Raw genomic sequence first — 19,229 nt, forward strand, 5'->3', positions numbered from 1 at the left:
ACGGCCTCCTTGGAAATAGTTTTTTTCGACGGCAATCAAAAAATAGCTATTAACTCGGAGGCCGTCCAAGGCCACTTAGGCTAGATGATTATCAGTGACATTGATTTTTAACATGCCGGGGTTACCTTTAACTTCGGGATTTCAGAAAGTAGGTTCGGGGTCAGGCCCTGAATCTTGTCATTTTTAAATATTTAAGGCCTGACCCTGAGATGTATCCAACTGCCTGAAATACTCCTGGAAGAGCTGCAGGCAAGCTACAAGTAAGCTGTGAGACAGGAAATAATTCATTTGTATGAGTATTGCGATGAAAATAGAAGTGTTAGATCACCCCGAGCAAGCATTAATTGACCTGCTGGATCTGAAAATAGCTGAATTTAACTGGGCGAACTGGGAGGTGAAGGAAAGGCTGCCGATAGCGGTGCAAATTAAAGACGATAACGGTGAAGTTATCGCCGGATCGGCTGGCAGGACATTTGGCAATTGGTTGCAAATTAATACGTTGTGGGTATCGGAGACCTTAAGAGGCCAGGATATTGGCAGCAAAATATTGCAGGCGATAGAGCTGGCTGCTAAACAGAGAGGCTGTGTAAATTGCCTGTTAGATACCTTAAATTTTCAAGCCATGCCATTTTATAAAAAGCACGGTTACCACGTGCAGTGGGTGCAGGAAAACTACCCTAAGACCGGTTGTAAATACTTTATGGTAAAACGGCTGTAAGTGATCAAAAGGGTCAGTGACATTAATTTTTAACCAGCTTCAGCCTGCTTGAGTCATTCTGACTCTAGCAGGCTGGGATGGGCCTTGCGGCCAGAAATTAAATTAACGGCTAGCGCTGATACCTATAAGCGTGCCGTTTTCTATTTCTAGCCAAACTTAATCGAACGACTGCTTTGCCCAATATAACGCTCATAGCTATTTCCTTACGCTAGTATTTTTATCGCGCATCACCGTGTCAGTATTTTTTGCATCACTATATAGTAAAAATGAATGCATGGACTTAAATTATTGTTTTAAAGATACAAAAACTATTGGTGTTAATTTTGCTTTCAAAATGTTCTTTAGCCAATTTCCATCACCGCTGCAGACTCCGGCAATAAAACGCCATTAGTTTTGGCTTAACTGCCCTAGGTGGCTATTTGCTCTACCTTGTTTTGTTTAGGTAAGCATTGCAGCCTTAATATCGACGGCAACAAGCACTCCGCTGTGTTTATTTGAAGCTATTTAATTTACTGGACTAAATAAAATGCTTTTTAAGTTGAAACAATGGATTGTCAATACGAATGAAAACACACTGCATGATTCGCAAAACTCGAACACCCACCAGCTTGAACCACAAACAATGGCAGTTCTTAAACTGCTTTTGGAAAATGCCGAAGAAATAGTGCTGCGGGAATCTTTTTTCGAGCAGGTCTGGGGCAAGAAAGTCGTGTTAGACGAAAATCTGTCACGTTGCATCTCGCAACTTCGCAAAGCCTTTGGCGATAATGCCAGGTCGCCGGTATTCATTAAAACCGTACATAAAACAGGCTACAAATTTTTAATCACGCCCTCACCACTGGTGCCTGGTATCAAACCGCAAAACAAAGCTGAAGCTGAACCTATACCTGTTAGTGACTCGCAGCACCTGCCTTCAAAATATGGCTCATCCGCTTTCACTTCATTTGTTTTTGTTTTTATTATTGTTTGTGTGTTTCTGTTCGGCTTTTTTGAATCAAACATCAAAGTGGACAATGAGTCTTCTACTTCTGGTTATTTAGATGGCGTAGAAAGCGCGCGAATACGACAGCTGCTGCTCGATAGTCAGAACAATGAGATATTCATTACCTTGGCCTCGCCGCTGGATGGAAACCAACAATTCGAAGTGAGTCTTAAAGGTATTGAAACTGGAACAGAAAATAGCGCCACTACGTTCGTTATACAGGACCATAATCAACAGACGTTATGGGAATTAAGCCGTCGTCTCAATACCTCTGAAGAGCGCATGTCTGGTGTCAATGATGTAATGCTAATTTTGAATGCTATCGCTATGTCTTATCAACATAGTGCGCCGGGTTCGACATCACTGGCTTCGTTTAAAAAGTATCAACAAGCAATGTATCGCCTGGATAAAAGGGGGGCAGATAATTTAAAAATCGCGATTACATTATTCGATGAGGTATTAAACGATTCCCCCGACTTTGTTGAAGCCACTATATACAAAGCAGTTGCGATAAGAACGCTGAATTACTATCAGCTGGATTTGGAAAATCGAGACCAGAGAATGCTCCAGTATGACCTGTTGCTTAAACAAGCCCTAGCGCTAGATCCAGAGCATCCTGTCGTCAGGGCATTAACCGCTAACTTTGATATAAAACGCAAAAACTGGATTGAATATGAGTCGACCTTGGTTGCCGCTGTGGAAGGTGCACCCGATTGCGCCGTGTGCGTGCGCTTTCTGGCCGATTTTTATGTCAATATTGGTTTATTTCAACGCGCCGCGCAAGCAATCGAAAGTCACATAAATAATTTCCCGTTATCACGTCAAATGCATACGCTACTTGGCGAAATATATACTCGACAAGGAAACCTTCTGGGCGCTAAACGACAGGCTGGTATATTGAAAGCCCTGGGTTCAGAAGAGGCTAGTGATTTGCTGGCGTTAAATTTCAATATTTATTCTCAGCAAGGTGATGTTGATAAGGTAACCGCATTGTTGAATCGATTTCTTGAGCTCTATCCTAATTTTGATTCGCTTAAAGTCGTGCACGATGCGCTGTTAGCCCAAGATTTGGAAGCGGCAACAGCCGCTGTAGAAAAGCTCCCCCGTTTACATTTCAATTTCGCTCTGTCAGTAGGTAAAGTCGACGTCGTGTTTCAGCGTTTAGTTGACAATGTATCATCAGGTAATTTGCGAGACTTAGGTTTGATGCATGGCTGGTTAAATGAACCAACGGAACTAAATCGCTATTACGCTGTACAATTGGTTGCATTGAAAAATCATCCCGATATGCCAAAGTTTTTAGACCGAATTGGATTAATCGATTATTGGATAACAACTGAACGCTGGCCTGATTATTGTGTCGATAACCAATACATAAACCTACGTGCTGACTTCTGCGAATTGTCTTTCCTGGCTGAGAATTTGGCGAAGACCAAAAGCTAACAGAGCTGACGGTATTCGCCATTATGTGAGGCTCGCTTAATTCACCCTTTTTCTATTCTTCAGTCTAAAACCTGCAATTCCTAGTAACGCAGAGGAAAAAAGTAGAAAAGTCGCAGGCTCAGGCACTTCGGTCATCTGTGCCAACGAAGCTGTGCGTTGAACAGAGGGAACAGTCAAGTCAGGCGCTAAAGAGTGGAGTATTCCGCACGGTGCCCCGTTTGAACATGAATTAAGGCTTCCCGAATTGGTTAACATGGTTTCTGTTATTGTCGGAATACCAAAAGGACTGGTTAAAAGTTGACCGAACCCCAAAAAGATAGTTGTTGTACCCATAAATAACGTCTCAAACTCATCGTCCCCTAAGATACCGGGTGAATTGATGTTATAGTTTAATGCAAAAAAGGTGTTGGTAGGTAAAGTACTGCCTGGGGCAGGCGGCGGAGGATTATCTATATCGTGTGTCACCGTGTGAGTGATTAAAGGATCATCCAAATATCCTTCTACGCCCTCAATGAAGGCACCCGTCAGAGTAAAGCTAGCCCACCTGACTTCATTGGCACCAACAAAATTACCAAAGGTGTCAAATATCCCAAAACCTGCATCAACAAGTAATTGCTGGTCTGGATTACTTGCCGAAAAACTATCGGGCGTTAAAAATGAGCTTATATAACCATCTCCGTTTAAGTCCTCACCCACAAAGCTGCCAGTTATTGTAGTGGTAACATCGTTAGTAATGCCGCTGTCGCAAATAGATACAGAACCATACAAGGGATCATTGTTAACACTATCTAAAAATGCTGGATCAGAACATGCATCAGTAAAGCCACCTATGTTGAAATTAAATTTCATCAAACCTGCGCTGGCGGGTGAAGCGGTCGCAGCTAAAATGCATGAGGCCAAAATTAAGGCTGTCTGTTTTTTAAACATGTTTATCTCCATTACTTAATAGAATGGTTGCTGCTTGCTGGTGTACGCTGGCCAGCTAAACCATGTGTGTTTTTCGTACACTTCTAATTGAGCTTTTTGGTTCTCAAAGATCCTTCGGATTTCCTGATTTTTTTATTCGGATTAGTCTCACAAAATATAGAATATAAAAAAAACAATGAGTTGCAGCTAACAAAAAACATGCTGTCAAACGGTCTGCTGACTCGCTTTCACTATCACAAGGGTAAACTTATATTTTCATGGCATTTGGTTGGCAATCAGCTCACAAGCATCAATGGCTGGATCATTAGGGTCAGTGACATTGATTTTTAACCAGCTTCAGGCTACCGGAGACAATCTGACTCTGGCAGCCTGTGATAGCCTTGCGTCCAGTGGTTAAATGTCAGCTCTGTGGTTTGATTAAGAATTTCTCTCCGGTAGCCTGTTTGCCGTAAATCGCTATCGCATCCAGTTGTAAAGCACCGGCCAGCGATACTTCGTGCGTGTAGTGGCTGGCGAAGGTAGTTTTGATCTCGGCGGCTATCCGTTTGCGCATGGCGATGCTGGTTTCCTTACTTAGTTTCCCCAACGCATTAAACAATAAAAAGCCGTTCACACCCCAGGCAAAACCAAAGTTACGATTTAGCGTGATGGGACCGCGATCAAGCCCGCCATAAATATACACCTGTTTATAGATGTCAGAACCATACACGCTGTATTCAGTGATGTTGCGGGAGACGGCGGCTTCCATGCAGGTGAGAATATCACTCGCCAATTTGCCGCCACCGATAGGGTCGAACGCGATGGTCGCGCCGGTTTCGATTAGCGCCCGGGTCAGGTCTGCCATAAAGCTGTCGCTACTGGAGTTAACCACGTATTTGGCTCCCTGGTCGCGCAGCAATGCTTCCTGTTCTGGCTTGCGGACGATATTGACCAGGTCGATACCGTCGGCGATGCAGATGCGGTTAAGCATTTGTCCGAGGTTAGAGGCGGCGGCCGCGTGAACGATAGCCTTGTGACCTTCAGCGCGCATGGTTTCTACCATGGTCAGTGCCGTCAGCGGGTTAACAAAGCTTGAAGCGCCTTCGGCTGCAGTCGTACCGGGCTCCAGTTCAAGACAGCTTTTAACATTGGCACAGAGATATTTGCGGTAGCTACCACCGCCAATTACCGCAACGGTTTTGCCCATCAAGCTTTGTGCAGCGGCTGATGAGCCCGCAGCGACGACGATACCTGCCCCTTCGTTGCCTACGGGTACAGGCTTGCCAACCCGCTTTTTAACGGCAGCCATGAATCTGGCCGGGACATCGGCACTGATGACCGGGCGATCGGCGCTACCGGATTGGCTGGCTGTGGCCATATCGGCCGCGCTGAACATCACACCCAGGTCAGACGGGTTAATAGGGGCTGCTTCAATCCGGATAACTACGTCGTTTTCGCCGGGCTGGGGGATCTCAATCTCGCGCAGAGCAAGTTCCAGTTTGTTGTCTTCGCTAATGGTGGAAATAAGTTCGATGTTAGTGTTCGACATGTTTTTCTCCGTAAAAAGTTAGGTGGTCTGGCACTTTGCTAACCGGTGTTAGCTCATAAAATGAGGGGCAAGGCCTTAGCGCCTGCGTGAACCGGGTCACTGTACTGACTGATCGTATTAGTAAACTGGGGGCAGAAGGGCATTTAACCAAGCATTAAGGTTCATCTGACCCTGGTTACTTATCTGCTGTTCCCGCAACCAGCGCTTTGCCAAACTCCTGATAGAGCTGTTTGTGGACTGTTCCGAGTAATTGCGGATCAATACGGGTATAAAAAGTCAGGGCTTGCGCAGGCTGCTGTTGTTGCAGGCAGATTTCTGTCAGCCGGACAAGATGGATAGCGTGTTGTACCTGATACTCAGGGTGTGAGGTATAAGCCAGCGACTGCTCGTAAAGCTCAAAGGCCGCTTGCAGTTGCCCCAGTAATTGTTGGGTCCGTGCCAGATTACCCATGGCTACAATAATTTTGTTGTTATGCCCCATTGCAATTGCGGCATTCAGAGCCTCGGCGCGATACTGTGCCGCTTCATCAAGCTTATCGCGCTGATGGCTGATAAGCGCTTTATTCGAGTACAGTTCAAACAGATATAGTGAGTCTTTACTTTTTTGATATTTCAGCTGAACCTGGTTAAGCAGTTGCTCGGCCTGCTCCAGCTCGCCCAACGAATATTGTAAGTTCGCTAATTCGATTATTCGAAGCGGATTACCAAAGACGGCATACACTTCCTGTAGCATCAGCATCGCCTTGTCGGCATAGTGCTTTGCGGTCTCGGCTTCGCCGGTGATTAATAGCGTTTTAGCGTAGTAAAAATACACTTGCACTTTTAACATATCGGGTAACGTTTGCTGCTGCAGCAACAATTCAGCTTCCACTTGCAATGCCAGAAACTGATGTTGATCATACATATAATCAAGCTGAAACCCTTTAACCCGATACCAACCGTAGCTAAAGGTGGGGAAGGCAGAGAGTTGTTGCTCCAGATAATATGCACAACTTTTGCTGGCCGCTTGTTGGCATAATTGCTCATGATCGCTTAGATTCTCCGAAGCGCTCAGGTTAAAAGCCAGTAACATAATAAAAACAGCAGCACTACGCATAGCAACACAACTACCGGAAGCAATACAAACGTATCAGCTAAATACTATGCCAATCCGCCACGTCGCCGTCAATTGACAAGTTTCTCATCTATTAACCTGTTTCAACATTGAGTTCTGTGACATTAAACCCAAGATAATAATACGATGTTAAATAAAGCAGGTATGTAATCTCACGAAGCAGGTGCGTGATCTATTCTTTGTATTACTTTATTTCTCAGGGCCATTGAGCCACCAGCAAGGGGTTTGACAATGTTTGCAACGCGGTAGTGTTGGCAAGCGAACAGATAAATCCCTGCAACTGACGGATAATCTTCCAGAGCTAATGCCAACGGCGTTGGCCTGTAACACCCGGAAGGAGCAACCATGTCGACAATCACCACTATTAATCCCGCAACCGAAAAAGAAATCCATACTTACAACCTCATGACCGAAAAGCAGGCGATAGATCGGCTTGAGTCCTGTCATGCGGCGTTTCTTAAATGGCGCGAACTGACCCATAAGCAACGGGCGCCCTACTTGATGAAAATGGGTCAAAAGCTGCGCGACAACGCCGATGAACTGGCGGCGTTGATGACAGCCGAAACCGGCAAACTGCTAAAGGATGGACACACTGAGGTCGAACTTTGTGCAGCGATCTTTGATTACACCGCTGAAAATGGACCCGACGTGCTGGCTGATGAGGATCGTAAGCAAGCAGTTAACGATAAACGCGGCGTTATCAGTTATCAGCCCATCGGCGTTATCTACTCTATACAGCCCTGGAACTTCCCCCTTTATCAGCCGGTTCGTGTGCTGGCAGCTAATCTGATAGCAGGTAATGGCTGTGTTCTGAAGCACGCCAGCATCTGCACCGGGTCTGGTCTTCGTTTGCGTGAATTGTGCATTGAGGCCGGCTTGCCCGAGGACCTGTTCCAGGTGCTGGTGATTGACCACGACACCAGCGACAAGCTGATAGCCCACCCTAAAGTCCGTGGTGTCACGATGACCGGAAGCGACAAGGCAGGGCGACATATCGGTGCCTTAGCCGCCAGGGAGTTAAAGAAAACGGTACTCGAACTGGGGTCGAATGATGCTTACCTGGTGCTTGAAGATGCCGATATTGAAACGGCCGTAAAGTTTTCGGTTATGGGCCGACTTTACAACAACGGAGAAACCTGTGTTTCTGCCAAGCGGTTTATCGTGACCAACAAGGTCTATGATGCCTTTGTCGGGGCTTTTGTCGCTCAAATGCAAAACATCAAGCTGGGCGACCCCACTGATAAGGACACGCAGCTTGGCCCGCTTTCAAGTCAGGCGCAGTTTGACACGGTTAAAAAGCAGGTTGAGGCCAGCGTTGCCAGGGGGGCAAAAATCCTCTGCGGTGGCGAGGTGCCAGAGCGCACGGGTGCTTATTATCCCGCGACAGTGCTGGCAAATCTAACACCCGGCATGCCTGCTTACGACGATGAAATTTTCGGACCCGTCGCGTCGATCATACGTGCTATTGATGATGAGGACGCCATGCGGTTGGCTAACGAAAGTCGCTATGGACTGGGCGGGGGGATCTTTTCAAAGGATGAGGACCGGGCCTTTAAGCTTGCCCGCGATTACTTTGACACCGGCATGATCAGGATCAATTCATTCGGGGCTGCTGATCCGAATATGCCATTTGGCGGCGTCAAAAACTCCGGCTACGGACGTGAACACGGTGGCTTTGGCATGAAAGAGTTCGTCAACATAAAGTCGATTTTATTGCCCTGATCTGGCGTTAAACCCAACATTTTATTCAACATTAAGGATTTCTTTATGAGCATGAACATACTTGTCGCTGGTGCTACCGGCAAAACGGGCCAGCTTCTGGTCCAAAACCTGATAGAACAGGGACACAAGCCCACAGCACTGGTTCGCGAAAGTTCGGATACCGGCTCGCTGCCTCAGGGCACAGAGCTGCGCCATGGTGACCTGACCGATCTGGAAACCGGGGTATGCAACGGCATGGACGCGGTGATCTTTGCCGCAGGCTCTGGCGGAAAAACCGGCCCTGAAATGACCAAAAAAGTGGATCGGGACGGTGCCATGAGACTGATTGATCTGGCGAAAGAGTCGGGCGTGAAACGTTTCGTGATGCTCAGCTCGATAGGCGCAGATCAATCTAACCCCAGTGGCGACCTGGCTCCTTATCTGAGCGCCAAACACGACGCTGACGAATACCTCAAGGTGTCCGGTGTAACTTACTCTATCCTACGGCCCGTAGCATTGACCAACAAGGAGCGCGGCACGGATGTTATTCTGGGCGGAGCCGTCGACAAATCGGCAACGGCATCCAGAGCGGATGTGGCCTATGTGCTGGCGGAGGCTGCCACTACAGGCCGTTACGACGGTATGTCGCAAGATATGCAGTCTGCCTGACCGTCGAGTCGCTGGCTAAGGCGGCGAAGGTAGCGGATGGTCGCATCGACGTACTGGCTAACAACGCTGTTGTAGCTTGACAATCACAAAATTGAGCCATAAAAAAACCCAGCAGCGCTGGGTTTTTACAAAATTAAAATGACTTAAACAATACGGCGGCGACGGATCAGTAATCCACCCATTGCCAGAGTAAACAACGCTATAGTAGAAGGCGCTGATACCACCTGAGCAGCGCCGAGAGTAAATTCAGTTTCAAAAATTGCGTTGCCGCTAAGGTCAAATATTTCTAAATAGCTTAACCCAAACGCATCGTATGTCATATAGTAGCTCCACGTTTCTAGACCAAAGCCGACGTCATCGGCGTCGAATTCGAAAAATTCAATGCCGGCATAGATATTGTCGCTATCGATAACTGCTCCAAAGTCGAAAATATCAAACACGTCACCCCATGACAGTAGATCGCTAAGGTTAATATTTATCAGGGTAATTTCATCGCCAAATGCGGTATCCAGGAAGCCAGTGTTTAACAGGCTTTCGTCTATCTGAACTTGAATAGAACCCAGCTTGAAGCCGTCAAGATCATTGATATCGTGTGTGATATTGATAAGACCGGCATTGGCTGCGAACGAGGTGGCAAACATTAATGTGATAGCCAGCAACGATTTACTAATTAATTTTTTGAGAGATTTCATTATCTTCTTCCTTATTTTTTAAAAATGCCGGGATAGTGCGGCTATCCCGGCGTTCCCCTTATTACGGCTGAACGACTTCCAGCGCTGTTGTGCCTTGTACTTCGCCATTGCCATCAGTAAAGGTAACGGTACCCATGTATAAACCTGAGGCTAAGCCACGTGTTCTGAGGCTGATATTTTGCAGGCGATTTTCAACAGCGCGTGGTGACGCTGAGACGACGGTTGAACTTTCAGCACCCTCTACAATCCAGGTAGGCATTGTGTAATCAACTGAAGCATTACCCAGGGTGTCGACGCCCTGAACAAATACAACGTAAATGTTGCCTGCTCCCGGTGCATTTGGTTCTGGATTCACAAGAACTAAATCTTCATTTGCATCAGGACCAGTAGCAGAATCTACGAAACTACAGCTAAACGCGACACAACGATAAACTAGAATGTCTAAGTTTGTGCCAGGTACGCTTACTAATTCATCACGCAGGCTGAAACGCATTAGCGATACGCCTTCAGGAATCGTCAGGAAAGTAGAGGTAGGTACGTTTGCTCCAAAGTCAAAGGCACCAGGGTTAGAGATTGCTGAGCTTTCAATACCAAAGGCTGGTGTCAGACCCGCATAATCAAAGCTGAAGCTGCCAGAGTATAACGTTTCAACAAAGAACAAAGCGCGTCCTCTGTTTAACTCTAACGACAGCGTTTCAGGTACAACGATAGTGGTTGTTGGTACCTGATTCACCGCAATTGGGCTGCGAACCGTTAAACCATCAGTACGCTCAAGTGTTACCGCACCAAATACCCATTCGTTAGCCGGGAAGCCAGGAGCTGAGTTAAAGGTTAAGCTGTAGCTTGCAGTTCCACCTGGTGCAACTTCCAATAGTCCACTTGGGATAAGGTTGCCACCAGCATCAAAAGTTTCAACTGTAACGGTTGTTCCTTCTGGTGCCTCAACGACGACATTATAAGTACCACCATTACCTGATACGTCAGTGACCGTGCGAGAGATAGTTTCAGTACCAGCCAGTTGGTCAATTGCAATTGAAGGGTAGTTCAACTGACTTGCATCAGTTGCAAAACCCGCGTTAACGATGTCGGTACAATCCGCACCAAACCTGGCAGACGACACTAAGCCCGCTTCGCCCTGGCCGCATAAGAACCCAAGGTAATCACCTAAGTTTGCGCTATAGACTAAGCCCGGATTTAATGACGGAGCAGGCGCAACATGGCCGGCACCAAAATCAAACGGATCAGCAGGCGTTACGTTGTCCTCTTTAACAAGGTCTTGACGCGCTGTGGTCATAATGGCTGATTTGATTTGTGCTGGCGTCCAGGTCGGATACTGACCTGCTAACAGTGCCGCCATACCAGCAATGTGCGGGCTGGACATAGACGTACCTTGCAGGTAGGCAAAGTTTTCACCCTGTGGGTTGCCACCGAACTGCAACTGCTGTGGGCTGGACGCTGCTAAAATACGAACACCAGGCGCAGTAATATCAGGCTTCAGGATGTCGGCAGTTTGGGTATTTACGCCGCGTGACGAGAAAGTCGCCATGATATTACCCACTTCAGTCGCTTCAATTGCAGAACCATTAAGTGACATAGTCACGTTTGTAGTGCCTGCATTTACGCTATCTGCCAAGGCCAGACCGTCAGCATTGAATACCATTACACCCGGAATGTTAATGCCCGGGTCTGTTCCACCCATGGCGATAGGCGTGCCACTTAAGGTGTATACTACTGCACCAATGGCGCCGGCTGCTTCTGCATTCAATAACTTATCAACGAATGGACAACCGCCACGTGCGATAAGTGCAATTTGGCCGGTTAAATCATTACTTAAGGGGCCACAGGCTTCAACTGGACTAGCAAGACCTAAATCTGCTGTCACACCACCTTCAGGAACCGGTGTACCAATTACCGCAGGAACGGAGAAAATTTCGCCCGGCGCTAATGTACCGCTATTTATTGTTAGCTCGTTACCTATAACTGCTGAAGTACCGTCATAAGTAGACGCCGCAACCGTTGCAATCCACGGCGCAATGTTACTGACCGTCGCTGCTGTAGGACCACTGTTACCAGCAGAGGCAGAGAAGAATACACCTGCATTAGCAGCACTAAGTGAAGCGTTATATACCGGAGTGTTAATCGCTTGCGAGTTACCGATTGAGTAGTTTAATACGTCTACACCATCAATAACCGCCTGGTCTATAGCGGCCAGGCTATCTCCAAAGAAACACCCTCTTTCTTCAGCACCTTCCGGAGTAACATAGTTTGCATTCCAGCAAACCTTGTAAGCCGCAACCCGTGCGCGCGGCGCAATACCCGATACAGTACCTACTTCAGCGCCGCTCAACGAAGCGGTTACACCCGCGTTGCCTGCTGCAGTTGACGCTGTGTGGCTGCCGTGACCATCAGCATCTCTTGGCGAAGCAAATTCACCTAAACCAAACTGCATCTCATATACGCTTGAGAAGGTGCTACCGAAATAGCGAGCGCCTATTAATTTATTATTACAGGTAAATTCGTCTGCAGGAGCGGTGGAGTCGTCATAAATCACCACGCCATCTTGCACAAACGAACCAACGCTACCCACGTTACATTCACCAGCCCATCCTTCAGGCGCCGGGCCATAGTTTTGCTCGGTGATTGATGGGTCTGCGCCAAAGGAGGGGTTTTCAGGCCAAATGCCAGAGTCTAGTATGCCAACGATTACGTCTTCGCCGACAATACCGTTATCGTGTAAACCATCACCTGCATTGCTAACTAAACCCAAAAATGTTGGGGTATTAGCGGTTTGGAGTTGATGTACTTCGTCTGGGTAAACGGCTGCAACATCGGGGTGACTGCTTATGGCTTTCAATTGGGTTGGTGATAAACGGGCAGAGAACCCGTTAAAGGTATGTGCGTAATTGTGCAACACATCTACTGCACCAATTTCAGCGGCAACTGCAGCTTGTTTGGCTTTTACTGCCGCAACGTAAGCTTTAATTTTTGGCGAACTGGCATTGTAATTATTGCCTACTACGGCAACCATCTGGTTACTGGGAATAAGTTCACCCAATTGGGTGGCCATGTTAATAGCCGTAGCGCCTTTCAGCTCAACTATGTACATTCCGGACGCTGCGACAGCAGGGGCAGAATTTGTTGCGGTAAGCTTGTCAGCATCAACCTGGACGATATATGGCGATGCATTTGCATATCCATATGTACTCGCCAATGCCGCTGATAACGCAACACCTAGAAGGTATTTATTTGTTTTCATTTGCTTCTCCCGGTTACATCATTTTTGGACTTTAGACTACGCAGCCAAATTATCTTTAAATTCTAACTATACAACGCGGGTTAGCTAGTAATTAGAAGCAGCAAGTTCTGCATACCTAAAGCTTTCTATGAATGTTAATATTTATTTAATTTTATTGTGTTGTTTTTTATTAAGATTAGGGGGGTTGCTGATGGCCAGTGACGCAATAATTGCGCCACATAGTTAAGTGGCTGTTTTTTTTGATTTGTTTAAAATTTTACTATGATTAATATTTAAAACTGTAAAAAAAGCCGACAAATTATTTACCGGAGAATAAGCATGGCACCTTTATTAAACCGGCAATAAGAAGAGTAAAGAAAGAAGATAATATTGCAATTGTGATTTTTTATGAATTATTGGTAAATATATGGTTATTTAAATGATTTGTGTTTCGGTGCTCTTTATATGCTTGGGCTTCCAGGTAATGCTTTCAGGTAATATTGAACAGGCAATTACTGTTTAAATTTAGTTGCAATAAACAGCGCTTCGGTTTTTTCGCGGGCCCAGGGAGTGCGGCGTAAAAACTTCAGGCTGCTTTTTACTGAGGGGGCGGTTTTAAAACAGTTGATATCTATCCGCCTGGCCAGTTCCGGCCAGCCGTAATGGTCGACCAGCGCAGTAACAATTTGCTCCAGCTTAATGCCATGTAGCGGGTTATTTTGTTGTTCGCTCATATTTACTCCTGCGCGACGACAGTTATAAGTTTTGTAACAGCTAAAAAAATAGCCACCAAAAGGCGGCTATTGCTTCCCAAAGAACGATTATAACCGTTCTAACACCGCTGCGGTAAAATCAGTGGTACCAAAGCTGCCACCTAAGTCGCGGGTGGTGCGATCGCCACTGGCAATGACATCGGCCAGTGCTGAGCGGATTTTTTCTGCTTTGTCCTGCATTTGCAGGTATTCCAGCATTTGAATCGACGCCAGAATAACCGAGCTGGGGTTAGCCAGGTTTTTGCCGGCAATATCAGGCGCACTGCCGTGTACAGCCTCGAAAATGGCGCAGTCTTTGCCGATGTTGGCGCCTGGCGCCATACCTAAGCCGCCGACTAAACCCGCACATAAGTCTGACAAAATATCACCAAACAAGTTGGTGGTGACGATCACGTCGAACTGCTGTGGGTTCATCACCAACTGCATGCAAGTGTTATCGACAATCATTTCCTGGGCTTCAATATCCGGGTAACGGGCCGCAACTTCCCGGGCGGTTTTCAGAAATAAACCTGAAGTAGACTTCAGAATATTCGCCTTGTGAACAATGGTCACTTTTTTACGATTTTCGCGCCGGGCAGTTTCAAAGGCAAATACCGCAATACGCTCAGCGCCCTCGCGGGTAATGATGCTGCTGGCTTCGGCTACCAGGCCGTCTTCCGATAATAGCTGGCGGTGGCCGGAGTACATACCTTCAGTATTTTCGCGGATGGTAATAATATCGATATTCTCGTAGCGGGCCTTGGTTCCTTTGAAGGAGATAACCGGCCGCACGTTTGCATATAAACTGAATTGCTTGCGCAGGGTAACGTTAATTGAGGTAAAGCCATCGCCAACCGGTGTGGTTAACGGGCCTTTTAAAGTGATTTTATTGCGGGCAATCGCATCTAAAGTAGCTTGCGGCAACAGCTCACCGGTTTTTTCCAGCGCAGTCAGGCCAGCGTCAACATATTCGTAGTCAAAATCACAACCGGCTTTCGCTAGTACTTCAATGGCAGCCTCGACAATGCTCGGGCCGATGCCATCACCTTTAATCACAGTAATGGTTTGCTTACTCATGTGGAACCTCAGGATTTAAAAGGGGGAATATGGGCAGACGCTAACCGTCTGGAACCGTGGGAATATAGCATTTTCAGGGCCATTTCGCCAGTTTGGAGGAAACTTACAGTAGAAGTAACGCTTATACTGACTATAAGCGGCCTGAATGATGTAATTAAACTACATTTCTGGCAACGGATAGTAACATTGGCTAGCGGCCATCAACTGATTTTGCCAGTATGTTTTGGAGTGCTCGGGCAATTTCAGCCGGACTGCGGCAGCCGCCAGCATTGTACCAAGCCGTTGCTCGTTGGCTGAACCGGCACAGAATACCGCCAGGGTCAGCTGCCAGCTTAGTTTCAGTAATAAAGTCAGTTGAACTGGTTGCTGGCTATGCCAGCTTTGCATGGCGTCATCCCAGCCGGCTTGCTGATAGTGCTGCAGCAGCTGCTGTGCTTGCTCCGGGTAGCGCTGAGCTTGCCAGACATGCTGCTGAATATAAATGCCCAGCAAAAGTTGCTGCTGAGTTTGTCGGGCCAGGCCAGTTTGAGGTAACGCAGAGTGCTGCCATAAACTTGCGGTCGCACAGCGGGCAATAATGCCAGCGCTACCCGCTGCCAGAGGCTGGTTGGCGGCATCACAAAACAGCTGCAATGCATGCTCCAGGCATTGTTGCAGTTGCTGCAGCCATTGCTGATGTGGATGCGACTGCAGCAGGCAATACTGATGCAGTTCAGCCTGGGCAACCCAGTTACTTAATGCGTCTTGCCCCAGCATACTAATGGCATGACGAAGCCGGTTGACCGGCAATTGCTGACGACTGATACTGCCTGCTGCCTGCTGCAAAAAATGGCTTAGCAGCGGCTGGGACTCCAGCATTTGCACTTGTTTATTGATACTGAGCTGACCGAGTTTGTGAAATTGCGACTGACTAAGACACATATCCAGCGAATATTCCGATGGTACCGGCAATAAATCGTCGTCCTGCTCTAATATTGTCAGCCAGCTCAGGTCACGATAATATTGTGGGTTTAATAACGACAGCGCTGCCAGTGCTACCTGTTGCACGTCATTGCCAACTGTCTTGCTGACCGGGTCAAACGGGCGGACGTACACAGCTAAAGCGTGATCCTGCGCCGGCGCAACACCACTGATAAACCAGTAGTGCCGGCTGTTACTATCGCTCTGAGTTTCTTTGGCAAACCGGCCTGGCAGGGCCTGCAGGTCAACCAGTTTTTGTAATTGGCAAAACCATATTGAATTAACGACATCAGGTTGATTGGCCTGGTATTGTGTCAATACTTTTTCAAGGCCTGGCAGGCTGCCTGTTGCCGGTAGCAGCTGCTGCGCCAGGTCGCTAATCAGGCTAAGTAGTGGCGCGTCAGGATGAAGTTGCCACGCAGGTTGCCGTTGTATGTTGCAGGTAGCAATGAGTAACGGTAGCAGTGGATGTTGCTTGTTATGTTGCTGCAATGCCTTTGCTGCATGTACTTTAGCGTGGTGCGCGTTTGCCGCAACTAGCGTATAGGCAGCCGATAACACAATGGTCTGCAGAAATTGCTTACTACGCTGCGGTTGCCAGCCATAATTTCTACTCAGGATCAGGCCCAGCGCCATTGCTTTAACGACCGGGGCAACATTGATCGGCAGGTGTTTCGGGGTCAGATTAAGTTGGGCGATAACGCTGGCAAAATTATCATCTGCCAACTCAAAAAACAGTGCCGTCAGATAGTCGCTCTGCAATAATGCATTGGCAATATCAGGCGCCGTTGTCGTTCCGGATGCTTGCTGGTAAAGCTGCCGGAGGCCCTGATAGAACAGCGACCATCGGTTGTCAGCTATCGCCATTGCTGACATGTTGCTGATACTGATTTACCGCCACGTCGCCTATTGCTACCAGCTGCCGGTCAATAAACAGCAAAGCAGTACATTCATCTTCGGTCGTAATACCATCGGGTAATTTACGATGTGTCCGATAATACATTAATTGCAATATCTGACCATTTAGTTGTACTGCCTGGGTAATATCTGGCCCTCCAAGGCGGCCTGTTACGTCATCCTGCGAGTATTTTCCGCTGAGTTTATAACGGCTGATAACTTTAGCATTAAAATTTTCGCGGTGTTGCCAGCTCATCTGAGCAGGATCATCCTTGTAAAACACTAATACTGCCAGGGTAAGCAGTGCATAAACGACAAAGCCACCAATAAACAGCGCAACAGGCTTTAGTCTCATGAGGGTTCCTGCTCCGGTTCTGGCAGCCTTAATTCTTGTAAATTCAGACCCAGTTCTAGTGTTGTTTGCAGGCTCAGCACCTGCATATAATTGATGATAGCCTCTTTGTGATTAATTATCTTGTCACGGATTTTTTTGGGGCAATCAGGGTGGGCCAGTGCTTCGGTCAGGGTATCTCCCAGAGCCATCAGTTCTAAAGCGGTTTTCGGACCCACCCCGTTAACGCCTGCGATATTATTAGTGCTGTCGCCGGTAAGGCTCCAAAGTCTGACCAGTTGCGCCGGCGCCACGCCAAATTTACTTTCGACGTAGTCTGGATTTAGCTGCTGACGGGCAAAAGGGTCATAAATGTTAATGCCCTGATTTAGCAAAGGCAGAAATCCTTTATCGGTAGAAATAATAGTAACTTGTTGCCGATGCTGACTGAGCTTGCTGGCAATACTGGCAATAACATCATCTGCTTCCAACTTATTATCGACGAAGCAGCGAAAGCCAAGTTGTTGGGCAGCTTGCTCCAGCACTGGCAGCGCTTCTGCCAGTATGGTAGGCATTGGCTTACGGTTTGCTTTGTACTCTGGACAGCGTTGCTGGCGCCACTGGCTGTCGCGGCCATCAAAAACCAGCAATGCATGGCTCGGTGCCAGTTCATGACGCAGCCGCTGCAGTGCTTGCAACAGCATGTTTTGCGTATTATTTATTATTTGTTGCCGGGTACCATCTGTTACTTGTTCTGGTAATGGCAGATAGGGCCTTTCCTGCACCGCATAAAGGCGTCTGATCAGGTTAAGCGCATCAATCAGAACCAGGTGCATCATGTTAACGAATTATCCTGTAGCAAGGCTCATAAGCTGTGCCCGGCAGCTTCATGCGTCCCTGATCAACAAAAGCCTGTAACAAGGTATCCATCATTTGCATCAGTACTGGTTCTCCAGTTAGTTGGAAAGGTCCATGCTGGCGAATTGCCCTGATCCCTTCGTCCTTCACGTTGCCGGCAACAATACCTGAAAATGCCCGCCTTAAATTAGCTGCAAGTTTCGCTTTGTCTTGCTCCAGGTGCAAGTCAAGTGCGGCCATATTCTGATGATTCGGGATAAAAGGCTGCTGAAACTGGGGGTCAATGTCCAAGGTCCAGTTAAAGTGATAAGCATCGCCAACCGATTTCCGATATTGTCTTACGTCAGCGCAGCCTTGTTTTAATTTTCGTGCCACGCCTGCCGGATCATCAATAATGATCTCAACCAATTGCAGTGCTTCGTCACCCAGGGTGTTCTGGATAAAATTAGCAATTTCATTGAAGTAGGCTGCCGACTGCCGGGGGCCAGTAAGGATAATGGGTAATTGTTGTTCAACATTGCTTTTTTTAAGCATAATTCCCAGCAAATACAGCAGTTCTTCTGCTGTGCCTGCGCCACCCGGAAAAACAATAATGCCATGAGCAACCCGGACAAAGGCCTCCAGCCGCTTTTCAATATCTGGCAGGATGACCAGCTCATTGACGATTGGGTTTGGCGGCTCGGCAGCAATAATACTGGGCTCAGTTAACCCCAGATAACGACCACTGCGGATCCGTTGTTTATTATGACCGATGGTTGCGCCCTTCATGGGCCCTTTCATGGCGCCTGGTCCACAACCAGTGCAGATATCCAGACCACGTAAACCTAGCTGGTAACCCACCTCTTTAGTGTAATCGTATTCAACTTCGTTAATAGAATGACCACCCCAGCACACGATCATACTGGGGACATAGGTAGCATCAATAACCCTGGCGTTACGCAGAATATCAAATACGGTATGGGTCAGCTGCCGTGGTTCCTGTTGTTCCCGTGCCTTTGTTTCGGCAGAGCGGCGGGTATGGTAAAACAAAATATCTCTGAGTACCGCAAACAGATGCTCGTGGATCCCTTTAATAATGACGCCATCCACAAATGCACTGGCGGGCGGATTAGTCAGTTCTATTTTAATGCCACGTTCGCGCGCCAGTAGGTTAACGCTAAAGTCTTTATATTGGTCGTATATTTCAGCTGAGCTATCTGTGTGACTACCGACATTAAGTACCGCGAGACAGCAATTGCGAAATAAGGCGAAGGCCTCTGATTCAGTGTTATTTTTTAAACGTTCAACTTCAAGCTGAGACAGTAAATCCATGGCGCCTAACGGGTTTAAATGCACCTGCATCTGT

Annotated in this window: 15 protein-coding genes; 4 read left to right on the forward strand and 11 right to left on the reverse strand. The window is 47.3% G+C overall.

Annotated features, from left to right (window positions below; translation table 11 throughout):
- The first annotated feature begins 292 nt into the window (after positions 1 to 292).
- Together CRO03_RS12555 and CRO03_RS12560 are read left to right on the forward strand one after the other, a co-directional pair.
- Positions 293 to 718 carry a GNAT family N-acetyltransferase gene (locus CRO03_RS12555; RefSeq protein WP_212682417.1) on the forward strand — a complete coding sequence of 142 codons (426 nt, stop codon included), beginning with the start codon at positions 293 to 295 and terminating at the stop codon, positions 716 to 718.
- A gap of 526 nt (positions 719 to 1,244) precedes the next feature.
- Positions 1,245 to 3,143 (forward strand): winged helix-turn-helix domain-containing protein, encoded by a 1,899-nt coding sequence (locus CRO03_RS12560; protein ID WP_097111992.1) that lies wholly within the window; start codon positions 1,245 to 1,247, stop codon positions 3,141 to 3,143.
- Between the two features lie 36 nt (positions 3,144 to 3,179).
- Here CRO03_RS12560 and CRO03_RS12565 read toward each other — a convergent pair whose 3' ends face one another.
- The 3 genes from CRO03_RS12565 to CRO03_RS12580 all read right to left on the reverse strand — a co-directional run bounded on the left by CRO03_RS12565 (position 3,180) and on the right by CRO03_RS12580 (position 6,694).
- Positions 3,180 to 4,070 (reverse strand): PEP-CTERM sorting domain-containing protein, encoded by an 891-nt coding sequence (locus tag CRO03_RS12565; protein ID WP_170949013.1) that lies wholly within the window; start codon positions 4,068 to 4,070, stop codon positions 3,180 to 3,182.
- Between the two features lie 400 nt (positions 4,071 to 4,470).
- Positions 4,471 to 5,598, reverse strand: a complete 1,128-nt coding sequence (locus CRO03_RS12575; RefSeq protein WP_097111995.1) for a zinc-binding dehydrogenase — start codon at positions 5,596 to 5,598, stop codon at positions 4,471 to 4,473.
- 175 nt (positions 5,599 to 5,773) lie between these two features.
- The gene (locus tag CRO03_RS12580; RefSeq protein ID WP_097111996.1) at positions 5,774 to 6,694 is read right to left on the reverse strand and encodes a tetratricopeptide repeat protein; all 921 of its coding nucleotides are present in this window, start codon (positions 6,692 to 6,694) and stop codon (positions 5,774 to 5,776) included.
- 363 nt (positions 6,695 to 7,057) lie between these two features.
- On the opposite strand from CRO03_RS12580, the gene CRO03_RS12585 reads away from it, so the two are divergent.
- Together CRO03_RS12585 and CRO03_RS12590 are read left to right on the forward strand one after the other, a co-directional pair.
- Positions 7,058 to 8,434 (forward strand): NAD-dependent succinate-semialdehyde dehydrogenase, encoded by a 1,377-nt coding sequence (locus tag CRO03_RS12585; protein ID WP_097111997.1) that lies wholly within the window; start codon positions 7,058 to 7,060, stop codon positions 8,432 to 8,434.
- Positions 8,435 to 8,479: 45 nt separating this feature from the next.
- Complete coding sequence (locus tag CRO03_RS12590; RefSeq protein WP_212682418.1) at positions 8,480 to 9,082, forward strand: SDR family oxidoreductase; 603 nt, start codon at positions 8,480 to 8,482, stop codon at positions 9,080 to 9,082.
- Positions 9,083 to 9,225: 143 nt separating this feature from the next.
- On the opposite strand, the gene CRO03_RS12595 is transcribed toward CRO03_RS12590, so the two are convergent.
- From CRO03_RS12595 to ppnN, 8 genes are all read right to left on the reverse strand, one after another.
- Positions 9,226 to 9,774 (reverse strand): PEP-CTERM sorting domain-containing protein, encoded by a 549-nt coding sequence (locus tag CRO03_RS12595; RefSeq protein ID WP_097111998.1) that lies wholly within the window; start codon positions 9,772 to 9,774, stop codon positions 9,226 to 9,228.
- 61 nt (positions 9,775 to 9,835) lie between these two features.
- Positions 9,836 to 13,030, reverse strand: coding sequence for a S8 family serine peptidase (locus CRO03_RS12600; RefSeq protein ID WP_097111999.1), 3,195 nt, complete (start codon positions 13,028 to 13,030; stop codon positions 9,836 to 9,838).
- 491 nt (positions 13,031 to 13,521) lie between these two features.
- Positions 13,522 to 13,743 carry a VF530 family protein gene (locus CRO03_RS12605; RefSeq protein ID WP_097112000.1) on the reverse strand — a complete coding sequence of 74 codons (222 nt, stop codon included), beginning with the start codon at positions 13,741 to 13,743 and terminating at the stop codon, positions 13,522 to 13,524.
- Between the two features lie 87 nt (positions 13,744 to 13,830).
- On the reverse strand, positions 13,831 to 14,838 hold the full coding sequence (locus tag CRO03_RS12610; protein WP_097112001.1) for an isocitrate dehydrogenase: 1,008 nt from the start codon (positions 14,836 to 14,838) through the stop codon (positions 13,831 to 13,833).
- Between the two features lie 159 nt (positions 14,839 to 14,997).
- Positions 14,998 to 16,665 carry a hypothetical protein gene (locus tag CRO03_RS12615; protein WP_097112002.1) on the reverse strand — a complete coding sequence of 556 codons (1,668 nt, stop codon included), beginning with the start codon at positions 16,663 to 16,665 and terminating at the stop codon, positions 14,998 to 15,000.
- Positions 16,652 to 17,050 (reverse strand): DUF3192 domain-containing protein, encoded by a 399-nt coding sequence (locus tag CRO03_RS12620; RefSeq protein ID WP_097112003.1) that lies wholly within the window; start codon positions 17,048 to 17,050, stop codon positions 16,652 to 16,654. Before CRO03_RS12620 ends, CRO03_RS12615 begins: the two co-directional genes overlap by 14 nt.
- On the reverse strand, positions 17,047 to 17,865 hold the full coding sequence (xni, locus tag CRO03_RS12625) for a flap endonuclease Xni (protein WP_097112004.1): 819 nt from the start codon (positions 17,863 to 17,865) through the stop codon (positions 17,047 to 17,049). Before xni ends, CRO03_RS12620 begins: the two co-directional genes overlap by 4 nt.
- Before the next feature lies 1 nt (position 17,866).
- The gene (ppnN, locus tag CRO03_RS12630; protein WP_097112005.1) at positions 17,867 to 19,225 is read right to left on the reverse strand and encodes a nucleotide 5'-monophosphate nucleosidase PpnN; all 1,359 of its coding nucleotides are present in this window, start codon (positions 19,223 to 19,225) and stop codon (positions 17,867 to 17,869) included.
- Positions 19,226 to 19,229 lie beyond the last annotated feature (4 nt).

The organism is Arsukibacterium tuosuense, assembly GCF_900215315.1.
In the GTDB taxonomy this organism is placed as follows: domain Bacteria; phylum Pseudomonadota; class Gammaproteobacteria; order Enterobacterales; family Alteromonadaceae; genus Alishewanella; species Alishewanella tuosuense.